15 protein-coding genes are annotated in these 14,505 nt (G+C 73.1%); 9 read left to right on the top strand and 6 right to left on the bottom strand.

What is annotated here, in order from left to right; all coding sequences use genetic code 11:
* Positions 1-61: 61 nt before the first annotated feature.
* On the top strand, positions 62-1,585 hold the full coding sequence (locus QIS99_RS17040) for a DEAD/DEAH box helicase (RefSeq protein WP_282514255.1): 1,524 nt from the start codon (positions 62-64) through the stop codon (positions 1,583-1,585).
* A gap of 83 nt (positions 1,586-1,668) precedes the next feature.
* Here the strand turns inward: QIS99_RS17040 and QIS99_RS17035 are convergent, their stop codons facing one another.
* Together QIS99_RS17035 and QIS99_RS17030 are read right to left on the bottom strand one after the other, a co-directional pair.
* Positions 1,669-2,079, bottom strand: coding sequence for a hypothetical protein (locus QIS99_RS17035; RefSeq protein ID WP_282514254.1), 411 nt, complete (start codon positions 2,077-2,079; stop codon positions 1,669-1,671).
* 223 nt (positions 2,080-2,302) lie between these two features.
* Positions 2,303-2,674: a VOC family protein gene (locus QIS99_RS17030; RefSeq protein ID WP_282514253.1), complete on the bottom strand. Its 372-nt coding sequence runs from the start codon at positions 2,672-2,674 to the stop codon at positions 2,303-2,305.
* A gap of 208 nt (positions 2,675-2,882) precedes the next feature.
* On the opposite strand from QIS99_RS17030, the gene QIS99_RS17025 reads away from it, so the two are divergent.
* Positions 2,883-4,466, top strand: a complete 1,584-nt coding sequence (locus QIS99_RS17025) for an FMN-binding glutamate synthase family protein (protein WP_282514252.1) — start codon at positions 2,883-2,885, stop codon at positions 4,464-4,466.
* A gap of 100 nt (positions 4,467-4,566) precedes the next feature.
* On the opposite strand, the gene QIS99_RS17020 is transcribed toward QIS99_RS17025, so the two are convergent.
* The gene (locus tag QIS99_RS17020) at positions 4,567-5,241 is read right to left on the bottom strand and encodes an NUDIX domain-containing protein (RefSeq protein ID WP_282514251.1); all 675 of its coding nucleotides are present in this window, start codon (positions 5,239-5,241) and stop codon (positions 4,567-4,569) included.
* Positions 5,242-5,250: 9 nt separating this feature from the next.
* On the opposite strand from QIS99_RS17020, the gene QIS99_RS17015 reads away from it, so the two are divergent.
* The 6 genes from QIS99_RS17015 (at position 5,251) to QIS99_RS16990 (ending at position 9,597) form a co-directional block, all read left to right on the top strand.
* Positions 5,251-5,457 (top strand): hypothetical protein, encoded by a 207-nt coding sequence (locus QIS99_RS17015; RefSeq protein WP_282514250.1) that lies wholly within the window; start codon positions 5,251-5,253, stop codon positions 5,455-5,457.
* On the top strand, positions 5,454-6,494 hold the full coding sequence (gene denD, locus QIS99_RS17010) for a D-erythronate dehydrogenase (RefSeq protein WP_282514249.1): 1,041 nt from the start codon (positions 5,454-5,456) through the stop codon (positions 6,492-6,494). Before QIS99_RS17015 ends, denD begins: the two co-directional genes overlap by 4 nt.
* Positions 6,495-6,511: 17 nt before the next feature.
* A complete protein-coding gene (locus tag QIS99_RS17005; protein WP_282514248.1) occupies positions 6,512-7,270 on the top strand; it encodes a FadR/GntR family transcriptional regulator in 759 nt (252 codons plus the stop codon).
* A gap of 139 nt (positions 7,271-7,409) precedes the next feature.
* Positions 7,410-8,561, top strand: coding sequence for an alkane 1-monooxygenase (locus QIS99_RS17000; protein ID WP_282514247.1), 1,152 nt, complete (start codon positions 7,410-7,412; stop codon positions 8,559-8,561).
* Entirely contained in the window at positions 8,558-8,725 is a 168-nt protein-coding gene (locus QIS99_RS16995) for a rubredoxin (protein WP_282514246.1), read from the top strand. Before QIS99_RS17000 ends, QIS99_RS16995 begins: the two co-directional genes overlap by 4 nt.
* Positions 8,726-8,832: 107 nt before the next feature.
* Entirely contained in the window at positions 8,833-9,597 is a 765-nt protein-coding gene (locus QIS99_RS16990; RefSeq protein WP_282514245.1) for an IclR family transcriptional regulator, read from the top strand.
* 34 nt (positions 9,598-9,631) lie between these two features.
* Here the strand turns inward: QIS99_RS16990 and hutH are convergent, their stop codons facing one another.
* On the bottom strand, positions 9,632-11,170 hold the full coding sequence (gene hutH, locus QIS99_RS16985; protein WP_282514243.1) for a histidine ammonia-lyase: 1,539 nt from the start codon (positions 11,168-11,170) through the stop codon (positions 9,632-9,634).
* A 153-nt stretch (positions 11,171-11,323) separates the two neighbouring features.
* Entirely contained in the window at positions 11,324-12,760 is a 1,437-nt protein-coding gene (locus QIS99_RS16980; RefSeq protein WP_282514242.1) for an amino acid permease, read from the bottom strand.
* Between the two features lie 142 nt (positions 12,761-12,902).
* Between QIS99_RS16980 and QIS99_RS16975 the strand changes: the two genes are divergently transcribed.
* Entirely contained in the window at positions 12,903-13,784 is an 882-nt protein-coding gene (locus tag QIS99_RS16975) for an IclR family transcriptional regulator (protein WP_282514241.1), read from the top strand.
* On the opposite strand, the gene hutC is transcribed toward QIS99_RS16975, so the two are convergent.
* The gene (gene hutC, locus QIS99_RS16970) at positions 13,717-14,481 is read right to left on the bottom strand and encodes a histidine utilization repressor (protein ID WP_282514239.1); all 765 of its coding nucleotides are present in this window, start codon (positions 14,479-14,481) and stop codon (positions 13,717-13,719) included. The genes QIS99_RS16975 and hutC overlap by 68 nt on opposite strands.
* Between the last annotated feature and the right edge of the window lie 24 nt (positions 14,482-14,505).

Here is a 14,505-nt window from a genome sequence, read left to right as displayed (position 1 = left end):
CACGGTAGGCGCGGGGCCGACGGCGTCGCACCGGGTTTTCCGCCGGTACTGTGGTCCCTTCATGAATCAGCAAGGACAGCCCGCACAGACGGACCCCAGCGGTCCCACCGGTTCCGCCGAACCCACCGGTCCCGCCGAACCCACCGGTCCCGCCGACTCCACCGCCCGACCCGCGCCCTCGTCCCCCTGCGGCTTCGCCGGGCTCGGGCTGCCCGCCGAGGTGCTGCGGGTCCTCGCCGAGCGCGGTGTGCGCGAGCCGTTCCCCATCCAGTCGGCCACCGTGCCCGACGCGCTCGCCGGGCGTGACGTGCTGGGGCGCGGCCGCACCGGCTCCGGCAAGACGCTCGCCTTCGGCCTGCCGCTGCTCGTCCGGACGGCCGGGCGGCGGGCCGAGCCAAAGCAGCCGCTCGCGCTGGTCCTGGCGCCCACGCGCGAGCTGGCCCAGCAGGTCGGCGAGGCGCTCACCCCGTACGCCGAGGCGCTGCGGCTGCGGGTCGCGACGGCCGTCGGCGGCCTGCCGATCGTGCGGCAGATCGCCGCGCTGCGGGCGGGGGCCGAGGTGCTCGTCGCCACCCCCGGCCGGCTGCGCGACCTGGTCGAGCGGAAGGCGGTGCGGCTCGGGCGGGTGCGGATCACCGTGCTCGACGAGGCCGACCAGATGACCGACCTGGGGTTTCTGCCGCAGATCAGGCAGGCGCTCGACCTGGTGGCCGCGGACGGTCAGCGGCTGCTGTTCTCGGCCACCCTGGACCGTGACGTCGAGCAGCTGATCGAGGGCTGTCTGCATGAGCCCGCCGTCCACTCCGTCGACCCGTCGGCCGGTGTGGTGACGGGGATGGAGCACCATGTGCTCGTCGTCCACGGGGCCGACCGGTACGCCGTCGCGACGGAGATCGCCGCCCGGGACGGCCGCGTCCTGCTGTTCCTCGACACCAGGCACGCCGCCGACCGGCTCACCCGGCAGCTGCGGGCGAGCGGGGTGCACGCGGCGGCGCTGCACAGCGGGAAGTCGCAGCCGGAGCGCACGCGGACCCTCGCACAGTTCAGGAACGGGCAGGTCACCGCACTGGTGGCGACCGACGTCGCGGCGCGCGGCCTGCACGTCGACGACCTCGACCTGGTCGTCAACGTCGACCCGCCGGCCGACGCCAAGGACTACCTGCACCGGGCCGGCCGCACCGCGCGCGCCGGAGGTTCGGGGCGGGTCGTCACGCTCGTACTGCCGGGCGGACGGCGGGAGTCGATCGCCCTGGCGGGCGAGGCGGGCGTCCGGGCGACGGTCACGAAGGTGCGCCCGGGCGACGCGGAGCTGCGCCGGATCACCGGGGCGAGGACCCCGCCGGGCGACCCGCTCGACGCCGAACCGGCGGCGGCGGGCGCGAAGCACGCCCAGAGCGTCCAGAACGCCCAGAACGTCAAGAACACCAAGAGCGCCAAGAACACGAACCAGCCGTTTCGCGGCCTGGGCAGCAAGAAGGGCGCCCCTGAAGGCGGCGGTGGCGGCGGCGGCCGGTCCCGGAAGTCGGCCGAGGCCCGCAAGCTCGCGGAGGCGCGGAAGGCCGCCCGGGTGCGGCGCGGACGGTAGGCCTGCGCGCCGTGCAAGGGGGTGACCGCACACCCGTCACCCGTTGAGCCGACGGCCGCCCCGTCCCCGCGCCCGCCCCCGTCTCACCGCGAACTGATCCGCAGCTGCACCTCCCGCTCCTGGTCGCCCGAGACCGTCCCCTCGTCGTGGAAGCTGAACGCGTCCTCCAGCGCGGCGTGGACGGCCGCGACGTCCAGCGGGGCGCCCTGCAGGGTGACCTCGACCGGGCCCCGCACGCCGACCGGGCGGCGCGGCACGTTGGACGGCGAGGCCACGGCCGTCACGTCGAGGGAGGCCGACCAGACGTTGGGGGTGTGCGGGTGCCTGTCCGGGGTCACCCGACCGCACTCCTCGTACGGGAACAGGCTGCTCAGGTAGTCGAGGACGGCGTGGGCCTCGTCGGCCCGGCAGTCGCTCAGCGTCACGGAGACGCAGCGGGCGCTCCGGGCCGTGGCCACGTCCTGGGCCTTGCTCGTGGTGCTCTGGTCGTTCATGGGCTGCGTCCTTCGTGGGGCTGCGTGCGGCCGGTGGAGGTACGGGATGCGTGCGGCCGGTGGAGGTACGGGATGCGTGCGGCCGGTGGAGGTACGGGATGCGTGCGGCCGGTGGAGGTGCGGGATGGGTGCGGCCGGTGGAGGTGCGGGATGCGTGCTGCCGGTGGGCCTGCCGCCTTCCAGCGAACCACCGGAACCGCTCGGGCGCGCGCCGCGGACCGCCTCACTTCTGGCAGAGGCAGAACGGGTGCCCCGCCGGGTCCGCGTACACCCGGAAGCCGCGTCGGCCGTCCTGGTCGTCCAGGTCGAGCGGCACCGCGCCCAGGGTGAGGGCCTGCGTCTCGGCGGCGCCCATGTCGCGCACGTGGAAGTCCAGGTGCAGCTGCTGGGAGTTGTCGTCGGCGCGCGGCCACTGCGGCGGGCGGTGGCCGGGGGCGCGCTGGAAGGCGATGCGGTGGCCGCCGGGCGCGTACAGGTCGTACCAGTCGTCGTCGTACTTCTCGACCTCGCCGCCGAGCAGCCTCTGGTAGAAGCCCGAGAGGGCGACCGGGTCGGGGCAGTCCACGGCGACCAGGCAGTATTCGACCGCAGGCATATCGGTCCTCCTTGTCCGTCCCGCCCCCGGCGTCCGTTCTGTCCCCCGCGCCGTCGCCGACCGGATACCCCGTCGGGCCCGACCCACACCAGCCCGGACCCGCGGACGGCGCTACGGGTGCTCACGGCACGGGGTGGTCACGGCGCGGGGTCCCTCCGGCGGCGGAGTCGGGTGCCTCCGGGGCGGCGAAACCGGTTAAAGGACGTTCATGACACGTTTCGCAGCTCTGGCCCTGTTCGTCGCCGCTACGGCCGCGTCGGTCCCGCTCGCCCTCCTTGTCTCCCCGTGGTGGTGGCTCGCGGCGGCGGTGTGCGGGGCGCCGGCGCTGCTGGGCGCGTACGACCTGATGCAGCGGAGACACACGGTGCTGCGGAACTACCCGGTCCTCGGCCATCTGCGGTACGGCTTGGAGTCGGTCCGGCCCGAGCTGCAGCAGTACTTCGTGGAGCGGGACTACGACGGCCGCCCGTACGACCGCGACACCCGCACGATCGTCTACGAGCGCGCCAAGGGCGAGGACGCGGAGGACCCGTTCGGCAGCGAGCTCGACATGAACGAGCGCGGCTACGAGTACCTGGTCCCGTCGCTGGCGCCGGTCGACGTGCCGGAGCGGGCGCCGCGCGTGCGGGTCGGCGGCCCCGACTGCACGCTGCCGTACGACATGGCACTGCTCAATGTGTCCGCGATGAGCTTCGGCTCGCTGTCGTCGCACGCCGTGCTCGCCCTCAACTCCGGTGCCGCGCGCGGGGGTTTCGCGCACGACACGGGCGAGGGCGGGATCTCCGAGTACCACCTGCGGCCCGGGGGCGATCTGGTGTGGGAGATCGGTACGGGCTACTTCGGCTGCCGCACCCGGGACGGGGACTTCGACCCGCGGCAGTTCGCGGACCGGGCGGCGCTGCCGGCGGTGCGCTGCCTGTCCCTGAAGCTGTCGCAGGGCGCCAAGCCGGGCATGGGCGGGGTGCTGCCGGGGGGCAAGGTGAACGCCGAGATCGCGGCGGCGCGCGGGGTCCCTCAGGGGCGGACGGTGGTGTCGCCGCCGTACCACCGGGCGTTCTCGACGCCGCGTGAGCTGGTCCTCTTCCTGGCCCGGCTGCGGGAGCTCGCCGAGGGCAAGCCGGTCGGGTTCAAGCTGTGCCCCGGCTCGCGCGCGCAGTTCCTCGCGGTGTGCAAGGCGATGCTGGCGGAGGGGATCACGCCGGACTTCATCGTGGTGGACGGCGCCGAGGGCGGTACGGGGGCGGCGCCGCTGGAGTTCGCCGACCACCTCGGGATGCCGCTGACCGAGGGTCTGATCGCGGTGCACCACGCGCTGATCGGGGTGGGGCTCCGGGACCGGGTACGGATCGGGGCGAGCGGCAAGGTGGCCACGGGGTCGGACATCGTCAAGCGGCTCGCGATCGGCGCGGACTACACGAACGCGGCGCGGGCGATGATGTTCGCCGTGGGCTTTATCCAGGCCCAGCGCTGCCACACCAACCGCTGCCCCACCGGGGTCACCACCCAGGACCCGCGCCGGGTCCGCGCCCTGGACGTCGCCGACAAGTCCGTACGCGTCAGCCGCTACCAGCGGGCCACGGTGCGCAGCGCGCTGCAGATCATGGCGGCGATGGGCGTGCGCGAGCCGGCCGGACTCGGCCCGCACCTGCTGCGCCGCCGCGGCCCCGACTTCGTGTTCCGCTCGTACGCCGAGCTGTATCCGCCGCCGGAGCCGGGCGCGCTGTGCGCGGCGCCGCCCGCGGACTGGGCCGCGGACTGGGAACGCGCGGACCCGGACCGCTTCACGGTCTGAGCCGCACGATTCCTCACGGCCTGAGCAGCCTCCCGCATCTGAGCCGCCTCACGCGTCTGGCCGCCTCACGGGCCTGAGCCGCCTCACGCGTCTGGCCGCCTCACCGGCGGTCGGACAGGGCCACCGCGAGGACGAGTGCCGCGCTCGCCGCGCACCGCAGCCGCCCGTCCCGTACGGCCGACACGGCTTCGTCCAGCGGGACATGGTGGATCTTCAGGTCGGCCTCGACGGGTTCCGGGGCCGCCGGGTACGGGTCCGGGTCGACGGTGCGCCACAGGTGCACGCGGGCCGGGGTGGCGCCGGGCAGGGGGTGCAGGGCGCCGAGGCCGGTCCAGTGGCCGTCGCGGTAGCCGGTCTCCTCGGCGAGTTCGCGCCGTGCGGCCGTGGCGGGGTCGCCGTCGGCGGGGTCGACGGAGCCGCCGGGCAGCTGCCACATCACGCCGGTCAGGTAGTGGTGCTGCTCGCAGACCAGGAGCGCCCCGTCGACCAGGGCGGCCACCCGCACCTGGTCGGGCACGCGCACCCAGTTGTAGGGGCCGCCGCTGCCGTCGGGGAACGTGACCTCGTCCCGGTAGGCGGTCAGGCGCGGGGTCGCGTACAGGGGCGTGCGGCGGTGGCGGGCCCAGGGGCCGAGAGAGTTCTCCGGAGCGGTGGCTTCCTGTTCGTCCATGGGTGAAGTCCTGCCCAGGGTGGGCCCGTTCATGGGCGGGAGGCCGTCGGAGACCGGAGCGATGCGCCCGGCGAGCGGCGCCGCGATCGACATTGTGACCGGCATCACAGCTCCATGGACGCTGTCCGCAGGTCATCATACGACCCGAAGCCGGACGGCGCGAGCGAGCTGAACTTCCGTCATCTGCTGTCCGTCGTGGACGAGTTGGGCTTCGACGGCTGGGTCGGCTGCGAGTACCGCCCGCGCGCCGGCACCAGCGAGGGGCTCGGCTGGCTGAGGCACCACCGCGCCACGCACCACCACCGAGGAGCACACGCATGAGGATCGTCATCACCGGCGGATTCGGCTTCCTGGGCCGCAAGGTCGCCGAGGCGCTGCTCGACCGCCGCACCCTGGGCGGGGTCCCCGTGGACCGCCTGGTGCTCGCCGACCGGTTCGTGCCCGAGGACTCCCCCGTGCTCGCCGACCCCCTGGTGAAGGTGGTCCGCGGGGACCTCGCCGAACGGCTCGACGAGGTGTTCGCGGAGCCCGTCGACGTACTGATCCACCTGGCGTCCGCGGTCTCCGCCGAGTGCGAGGCCGACTTCGACCTGGGGATGAGCGCCAACCTGGACACCACCCGGGCCCTCCTGGACGCCGCCCGCGCCCAGGCCGCCGCCGGTGGCCCGCTGCCGCGGATCGTGTTCTCGTCCAGCGTCGCGGTGTACGGCTCGGACGCGGCGCTGCCGCTGCCCGCCGTGGTCAGCGAGTCGACGCTGCCGACGCCGCGCTCCAGCTACGGCGTGCAGAAGCGGATCTGCGAGCAGCTGGTCGCCGAGTACACCCGCCGGGGCTTCCTGGACGGGCGGGTGGCCCGCCTGATGACCGTGTCCGTACGCCCCGGCAAGCCGAACGCGGCCGCCTCCGGGTTCCTGTCCGGCATCGTGCGCGAACCGCTCGCCGGGCTGCCCGCGGTCTGCCCGGTCAGCCCGGACCTGCGGGTCGCCCTGGCCTCGCCGCGGCGCACCGTCGAGGGGATCCTGCGCATCGCCGAGGCGGAGCGCGGCAGCGGACCCGGTCAGCTGGACGGGGACCTTCCGGTGAACCTCCCGGCGCTCACGGTCACGCTCGCCGAGATGCTGGCCACGGTGCGCCGGGTCGCCGGGGACGCGGTCGCGGACCTGGTGACCGTCTCGCCCGACCCGGCCGTCGAGGCGATCGTCGGCTCCTGGCCCGCCGTCTTCGACAACGCGCGGGCGGCGGCGCTCGGCCTCACGCCCGACGCCGATTTCGAGGCGGTCGTACGGGCGTACGTCGAGGACCACCCTCAGGCCGTGGCCGCCGGTGTGGCGACCGCCGCCGGGTCGGCCGGGGCCTGACGGATAGACTGGCACGCATGTTCTCCAAGGTGAGTGGCCCCGTACGGCTCGCGGACCGGGTCGCGGCAATCCTCTCGGAGGAGATCGAGTCCGGCCGCCTCGCTCAGGGCGACAAGCTGCCCACCGAGGTCGAGTTGGTGAAGCAGCTGGGCGTGAGCCGCACGGTGATCCGCGAGGCCGTGTCCCGGCTGCGCAGCGCCGGTCTGGTCGAACCCCGGCAGGGCCGCGGCGTGTTCGTCATGCCGCGGCGCACCCGGCCGCTCGACCTGGAGGCCGGCAGCGAGGGCTCCGCGACCAAGGCGAAGGTCCTGAAGATCGTGGAGGTCCGCCGCGCCATGGAGGGCGAGGCGGCCTCCCTCGCCGCGACCCGGGCCACCCCGGCCGACGTGGAGCGGATGCGGCAGGCCCTGACGGCGATCGACGAGGCCGTGGCCGCCGGGGGCGACGGGGTGGACGAGGACCTGGCGTTCCATCAGTCGATCGCCGAGTCCACGGGCAACGAGGTGATGGTCTCCACGGTCCGCTACCTCGGCGAGGTGCTGCGCAGCGGCATCCGCGTCACCCGCGCGAACGAGGCCCGCAGGGACGACTTCATCGAGGCGGTCCGGGTCGAGCACCATGCGATCCTCACGGCCGTCGAGTCCGGCGACGCCCGCGCGGCCCGCGCGGCGGTCCGCCGCCACATGAAGCACGCGGCGTCCCGCCTCCAGGACGCGGACCAGGGGTTCTGGACGGAGCGGGGTGCGGTGGACGTGCGACTGGAGGGTGAGGGGTAGGGGCCTGATACGCGGCTGCGCCCCCGAACTCCCCTGCTCCCAGAGCCTGTTACAGCTGTTGACACCATCGTCATCAAGTGGCTGACTGCTGGACGGGGAGAGGCGTCGGACGTAACCCACCGCACGAGGAGGGCGTCACATGGCTGACTCGACGGGAATCCCGGAGCCGGACTGGCGGGATCCGAAGCGCTACTACTGGCTGCTCGGACTGTTCATCCCGGCCTTCCCCTTCATCGCCTGGGGCCTGGTCGCCGCCACCGGCCAGGGCCTGTTCTGGTGGACCGGGATCGTGCTCCTGTACGTGGTGTTCCCGGTGATCGACCAGCTGATCGGCAAGGACGCGGACAACCCGCCCAAGAGCGCGCTGGCCTGGCTGGAGCGGGACCGTTACTACCGCTGGTGCACGTACCTGTATCTGCCGCTGCAGTACGCGGGCCTCGTCCTCGGCTGCTGGCTCCTGACCCGCGGCGGCCTCGGCACGGCGGACCGGATCGGGCTGACGGTCACGCTCGGCGGGGTGGCCGGGATCGGCATCAACACCGCCCACGAACTGGGCCACAAGAAGGAACGGCTGGAGCGCCGGCTGTCGAAGGTGGCCCTCGCCCAGACGCTGTACGGGCACTTCTTCATCGAGCACAACCGCGGCCACCACGTCCGCGTCGCCACCCCGGAGGACCCGGCGAGCGCCCGCCTCGGCGAGAGCTTCTGGCGGTTCCTGCCGCGCACGGTGTACGGCAGCCTGCGCTCGGCGTGGGGGCTGGAGCGGCGGCGGCTGGAGCGGCGCGGCAAGAGCCCGTGGTCGCTGCGCAACGACGTGCTCAACGCGTGGGCGATGTCCCTCGTCCTGTTCGGCGCGCTCGTGGCGGCGTTCGGCATCGAGGTGCTGCCGTACCTGCTCGCGCAGGCGGTGTTCGGCTTCAGCCTTCTTGAGGTCATCAACTACACCGAGCACTACGGCCTGTTGCGCGCCCGCACACCCTCCGGCCGGTACGAGCGCTGCGCGCCGCGGCACAGCTGGAACAGCAACAACGTCGCCTCGAACGTGTTCCTCTACCACCTGCAGCGGCACAGCGACCACCACGCCAACCCGACCCGCCGCTACCAGGCCCTGCGCCACTGCGACGAGGCGCCCGAACTCCCCACCGGGTACGCGGGGATGATCGTGCTCGCCTACTTCCCGCCGCTGTGGCGCCGGGTGATGGACCACCGGGTGCGCGCCCACTACGACGGCGACCTCACGCGCGCCAACGTCCACCCGGGCAAGCGGGACCGGTACGGGGTGACCGCATGAGCCGGCACCGCTGTCCCGTCTGCGACTTCGTGTACGACGAGGCGTCCGGTGCGCCCCGCGAGGGCTTCCCGGCCGGCACGCCGTGGTCCGGCGTACCCGACGACTGGCCGTGCCCCGACTGCGGCGTGCGCGAGAAGGCCGACTTCGAGGAGCTGACGGCGTAAAGGAGTGGCACGGCCCGGAGTGCGGACGGCGGCGATCCGCGTCTCGTATCCCAGACAAGCCGCCGCGCTCGGGCGAGTACGACCGCGCCCGGACGTAACCTCCGGACATGGCCCCCGTCCCCGCCGCCGCCCAAGTCCTCGCCATCCTGCGCTACCTCGCCGGCCAGGCGGGCCCCGTGCCCGCGGCCGCGATCAGCCGGGACGTCGGGGTGCCGCGCTCCACCACGTACCACCTGCTCGACACCCTGGCCCGCGAGGGCTTCGTCGTGCATCTGCCGGAGGAGCGGCGGTACGGCCTGGGCGTCGGGGCGTTCGAGCTCGGCTCCGGGTACAGCCGCCAGGCCCCGTTCCAGCGCCTGGCCCGCGTGCCGCTGGCGAAGCTCGTCGACCGTACGGGGCACAACGCGCACCTCGCCGTGCTGCACGGGCGCGAGGTCATCTACGTCATCGAGGAGCGCGCGCCGGGCCGGGCCCCGCTGGTGACCGAGGTCGGCGTGCGGCTGCCCGCGCAGCTGACCGCCAGCGGACGTGCCGTGCTCGCCGGGCTCGCGCAGGCGCAGGTGCGGGCGCTGTTCCCGGACGCCGCCGCGTTCGTGCTGCGCAACGAGAAGGGGCCGGGTTCGCTGACCGCGCTCCGGCAGCTCCTGGTGGAGGCGCGGCGGCGCGGGTATGCCACCGAGGACGGCGAGGTGACCCCCGGCTTCGCGTCCGTCGCCGCGGCGGTCCTGGACCACCGGGCGCACCCGGTGGCCGGGGTGGCGGTCACGTTCCCCGCCGAGGAGGTGGACGCGGCGGAGCAGCACCGGATCGCGGCCCAGGTCTCGCGTACGGCGGAGCAGTTGAGCCGCAGGATCGGCGGAGCGGGTTCCTGACCCGCCCCGCCGATGCCCGTCGCGACCGGCGGACTCAGCCGAGTTGACCCGTCACCGACTCGGCGGCGGCGAGGGCGCGGCCCTCACGGACGTACTGCACGGCGGCCTCGATCTCGGGGGCGAGGTACCGGTCCGTGCCGGGGCCCTCGACGTGCTCGCGCAGGCCCGCGACGACGGCGGCGGTGGCCGGCGACGGCGTGAGCGGGGCGCGCAGGTCGAGCGCGCGGGCCGCGGTGAGGATCTCGACGGCGACGACACGGGTCAGGCCGTCGATGGCGCGGCGCAGCTTGCGGGCGGCGGACCAGCCCATGGACACGTGGTCCTCCTGCATGGCGCTGGAGGGGATCGAGTCCACGGAGGCCGGGGCGGCGAGCCGCTTGAGCTCGGAGACGATGCCGGCCTGGGTGTACTGGGCGATCATGTGGCCGGAGTCGACGCCGGGGTCGTCCGCGAGGAACGCGTTGAGGCCGTGGTTGCGGGCCACGTCCAGGAAGCGGTCCGTACGGCGCTCGCTGAGCGAGGCGAGGTCGGCGACGGAGATCGCCAGGAAGTCCAGGACGGCGGCCACGGGCGCGCCGTGGAAGTTGCCGTTGGACTCGACGCGGCCGTCGGGGGTGACGACGGGGTTGTCGATGGCGCTGGCGAGCTCGCGGTCGGCGACGGTCTCGGCGTGCGCGAGGGTGTCGCGGGCGGTGCCGTGGACCTGCGGGGTGCAGCGAAGGGAGTACGCGTCCTGGACGCGGGTGCACTCGGGGCCGCGGTGGCTGGCGACGATCGCCGAGTCCGCGAGCAGGGCCGTCAGGTTGGCGGCGCTGGAGGCCTGACCGGGGTGCGGGCGCAGGGCCTGCAGGTCGGCGGCGAAGACGCGGTCGGTGCCGAGCTGGCCCTCGACGCTCATCGCGGCGGCGATGTCGGCGGTGCGCAGCAGCAGCCTCAGGTCGGCGGCGGCCATGACGAGCTGCCCGAGCATGCCGTCGGTGCCGTTGATGAGGGCCAGGCCCTCCTTCTCCTCCAGCGTGACCGGGCTGAGCCCGGCGGCGGCGAGGGCGTCGGCGGCGGACATCAGCTCGCCGTCGGCGTCTCGCACCTGGCCCTCGCCCATGACGGCGAGGGCGCAGTGGGCGAGCGGGGCGAGGTCGCCGGAGCAGCCGAGGGAGCCGTACTCGTGGACGACCGGGGTGATGCCGGCGTTGAGCAGGTCGGCGTAGGCCTGGGCGGTCTCGGGGCGGACGCCGGTGCGGCCGGTGGCGAGGGTGGAGAGGCGGAGCAGCATGAGGGCCCGTACGACCTCGCGCTCGACCTCGGGGCCGGAGCCGGCCGCGTGGGAGCGGACCAGGCTGCGCTGGAGCTGGGCGCGGAGTTCGACGGGGATGTGGCGGGTGGCGAGGGCACCGAAGCCGGTGGACACGCCGTAGTGCGGAACCACGTCGTCGGCGAGGCTCTCGATCACCTTGCGGCTCTGCGAGATCTCGCCGAGGGCGGCGTGGCTGAGGGTCAAGCGGGCCCCGTGCCGGGCGACGGACACGACATCGGCGGCGGAGAGGGGGCCGACCCCTACGGAGATTTCGTTCATGGGTCCATGAAGCCTGAGGTCGGGGGTGTTCCGGCAGGGGGTGCAAGGGGGTTCCTGTCTGGTATCCCAGACGGTTGGGCGGCCGCCGGACAGACAGGAACCGGCGGCACCGCGTCGTTCGCGGTGCCGCCGGTTCCTGTGCCTGGCCTGGGGTTATGCCCGGGGTGCCGCCTTCACCGGCTCGGCGGACGGGGCGGCATCGGCCGTTTCACCGGCCACCGCCTCCGCACGCCGCAGCCCCGGCCGTACGAAGAGGTAGAACACCGACGTCATCAGGGCCAGCCAGACGCCGCCGACGATCAGGGCGATCCGGCTGTCCTCGGAGAACGCGAGGAGCACGACCACGCCCGCCATGAAGACGATGGTGATGATCTGCCCGTAGGGCCAGAACGGGGCCGGGTACTTGAGCTCCGCGACCTCCTCCGGGGTCATCTTCCGGCGGGCGCTGACCTGCGAGAGCAGGATCATCAGCCAGACCCAGACGGTCGCGAAGGTGGCGATCGAGGCGATGACGAGGAAGATCCGCTCCGGCATCAGGTAGTTGAGCACCACGCCGAGGAGCAGGGCGCCGATCATGATGCCGACGGTCATGGTGGGCACGCCGTTGCGGGAGACCTTGCGCATGACCTTCGGGGCCTGGCCGCGCTCGGCCATGCCGTACATGATCCGGCCGGCGGCGAAGATGTCGCTGTTGATGGCGGAGAGCGCGGCGATGATCACGACGAGGTTGAGCACGCCCGCGGCGGCGGTGACGCCGAGCCCGGCGAAGATCTCGACGAACGGGCTGCCCTCGGACCCGATGTGCTTCCAGGGGTCCAGGGACATCAGGACGGCGAGGGTCAGCACGTAGAAGAGCATGATGCGCACGGGGATGGAGTTGACGGCCTGCGGGATCGTCTTCTCCGGGTTCTGCGCCTCACCGGCGGTGACGCCGATGATCTCGGTGCCGCCGAAGGCGAACATCACCACGGCGAAGGAGAGCACGAGCCCCTCGACGCCGTTGGGCAGGAAGCCGCCGTGGTCCCACAGGTTGGAGATACTGGCGCCGCTGTCGCCGCCGATGCCGAAGACGAGGATGGCGAACCCGCCGAGGATCATCGCGACGATCGCCACGATCTTCGCGAACGACAGCCAGAACTCCAGCTCGCCGAAGACCTTCACGCTGAACAGGTTCATCACGCCGATGACGGCGACGGCCGCGAGCAGCCAGATCCAGCGGGGCACGTCGGGGAACCAGAAGCCCATGTAGAGCCCGAGGGCCGTGATGTCCGCCAGACAGACGACGATCATCTCCAGGGCGTATGTCCAGCCCGTGAGGAAGCCGGGCAGCTTTCCGAGGTATTTTGTTGCGTATTCACCGAAGGATCCGGCGGACGGGCTGCTCACCGCCATCTCGCCGAGCGAGCGCAGGACCAGGAAGACCGCGGCACCGCCGATGAGATAGGCCAGCAGGACACCGGGTCCGGCTGTCTTGATGGATTCCGAGGAACCGTAGAAGAGACCGGTCCCGATGGCGGAACCCAGGGCGATGAAGCGTATGTGCCGGGACTTGAGCCCGCGCTGCAGGGTCGACGAGGTGTCGGTGGTCAAGGAAGGGCCTCCTTGGAACGCCGTGTTCCGGACGAGGTGGCGGGGTTCAAACACGGGCCGGTCTACGGCTCCCGTCGGCACATCCCGCATGACGAAGGCCTTGTATATGCCTGTATATACAAGGCCGTCAAGAGGTGGACCAATGGGTGAACGAGAGTCGACGTCCAGCGCCTCGCCCGCGGTCGGGCGCGCTCTGGACATTCTGCTGCATCTCGCGGGCCGCTCCGGACCGGTGCAGGCCGCGGCGCTCGCGCGCGAGCTCGGCATCCCCCGCTCGTCGGCGTACCACATCCTCACCGTCCTGGTGGACCGCGGCTTCGTCACGTATCTGCCGAAGGAGCAGGCGTACGGGCTCGGGGTCGCATCGTTCGAGATCGGCTCGGCCTATCTGCGGCACGAGCCCCTGGAGCGGCTTGCCCATCCGATCCTGCGCAGCGCCTCGGCCCGGCTCGGCCAGACCGTGCACCTGGGCATCGTGCACGGCGCGGAGACGGTGTACCTGCTCAAGGAGCGCCCCCCGACCGGGCGGTCCGGTCAGGCCGATCCGGCGCTCGTCACCGATGTCGGCGTACGGCTGCCCGCCCACCTCACCGCCAACGGCCGAGCCGTCCTCGCGCATTCCTCACCGGCACAGCTGCGCGCCCTCTTCCCGCGGCAGGCCAGCCTGATCACCCGCACCGGCAAGGGGCCGCGCTCCCTCGCCGAGCTGATCGACCTGCTCGCCACCGACCGGGAGCGCGGCTGGTCGGAGGAGGTCGAGCTGGTCTCGGAGGGGTTCAGGTCGCTCGGCGTCGCGGCGTTCGACCACAACGAGCGGCCCGTCGCCGCGCTCAGCTCCACCTGGCAGCGGCACTACAGCAGGCACTCGCCCGACGAGGTGCGCGAGGTCCTGGAGCAGGCCGCGAACCGGCTCACGGCCGCGATGTCCGGCCGGCGTCCGACGCCGGGTACGCGTCTCAGTGCGCGTCGAACGTCCCCTCAAGGCGGTAGCGCGAGCCGGGGTGGATCAGCCGCGCCACGCTGACGACCGCGCCCTGCGACCACGTACGCCGCTGGATGAGCAGGCAGGGCTCACCGGGGCCGACGCCGAGGATCTCGCACTCCTCGGCCGACGGAAGGACCGCCTCCACGATGTGCTCGCCCCGGCCGAGCGGGGCGACCTGGGACAGGAACGTGTACGGCGTACGGGCCGTGAAGTCCTGTTGCAGATAGCCGGGGGCGAAGTCCGGGTGGACGAAGCGGTCCTCCAGCTGGACCGGGGCGCCGTCCTCCAGGTGCACCACCCGGGAGCGGAACGCGCAGCGCCGCCCGTCGAGGCCGAGCTGGGCGGCGATCTCCGGGGCGGGCAGCTCCTCGCGCAGGGAGACGACGCGGGCGGAGTGCCGGTGGCCGCGGCCCTGGATCTCGTCGGCGATGTTGTGCACCTCGACCAGCGCGGAACTGCTCTTGCGGCGCTCCACGAAGGTGCCGACGCCCATCACCCGGCGCAGCAGGCCCTCGGCGCTCAGCTCGCGCAGCGCCCGGTTCACGGTCATCCGGGACAGGCCGAGCGACTCCACGAACTGGCTCTCCGAGGGCAGCGCCTGCCCCTCGCGCCAGCTCCCGCCGACGATCTGCCCGGCCACCAGGTCCTTGACCCGCTGATAGGCCGGGGCGGCCGTGGGCTCCTGCTCCGCATAGAGCTCGGCGAGCTCCGCCGTCGTCACGACCAAGCCGTCCACCGTCCTCGTCCCCCGTCGGGCCGC

The sequence above is a fragment of the Streptomyces solicavernae genome, from assembly GCF_029968095.1.
Taxonomy (GTDB): domain Bacteria; phylum Actinomycetota; class Actinomycetes; order Streptomycetales; family Streptomycetaceae; genus Streptomyces; species Streptomyces solicavernae.
Note: the sequence above shows the minus strand (reverse complement) of the source record. Positions and strands in the feature narration are given on the sequence as shown.

Coding starts and splice junctions, on each gene's coding strand:
- QIS99_RS17005 (WP_282514248.1), top strand. CDS start 6,512: ATGTTCTCCAAGGTGAGTGGCCCCGTACGGCTCGCGGACCGGGTCGCG.
- denD (WP_282514249.1), top strand. CDS start 5,454: ATGAGGATCGTCATCACCGGCGGATTCGGCTTCCTGGGCCGCAAGGTC.
- QIS99_RS16990 (WP_282514245.1), top strand. CDS start 8,833: ATGGCCCCCGTCCCCGCCGCCGCCCAAGTCCTCGCCATCCTGCGCTAC.
- QIS99_RS17040 (WP_282514255.1), top strand. CDS start 62: ATGAATCAGCAAGGACAGCCCGCACAGACGGACCCCAGCGGTCCCACC.
- QIS99_RS17020 (WP_282514251.1), bottom strand. CDS start 5,241: ATGCCGGTCACAATGTCGATCGCGGCGCCGCTCGCCGGGCGCATCGCT.
- QIS99_RS16975 (WP_282514241.1), top strand. CDS start 12,903: ATGGGTGAACGAGAGTCGACGTCCAGCGCCTCGCCCGCGGTCGGGCGC.
- QIS99_RS17035 (WP_282514254.1), bottom strand. CDS start 2,079: ATGAACGACCAGAGCACCACGAGCAAGGCCCAGGACGTGGCCACGGCC.
- QIS99_RS16995 (WP_282514246.1), top strand. CDS start 8,558: ATGAGCCGGCACCGCTGTCCCGTCTGCGACTTCGTGTACGACGAGGCG.
- QIS99_RS17000 (WP_282514247.1), top strand. CDS start 7,410: ATGGCTGACTCGACGGGAATCCCGGAGCCGGACTGGCGGGATCCGAAG.
- QIS99_RS17030 (WP_282514253.1), bottom strand. CDS start 2,674: ATGCCTGCGGTCGAATACTGCCTGGTCGCCGTGGACTGCCCCGACCCG.
- QIS99_RS17025 (WP_282514252.1), top strand. CDS start 2,883: ATGACACGTTTCGCAGCTCTGGCCCTGTTCGTCGCCGCTACGGCCGCG.
- QIS99_RS17015 (WP_282514250.1), top strand. CDS start 5,251: ATGGACGCTGTCCGCAGGTCATCATACGACCCGAAGCCGGACGGCGCG.
- hutH (WP_282514243.1), bottom strand. CDS start 11,170: ATGAACGAAATCTCCGTAGGGGTCGGCCCCCTCTCCGCCGCCGATGTC.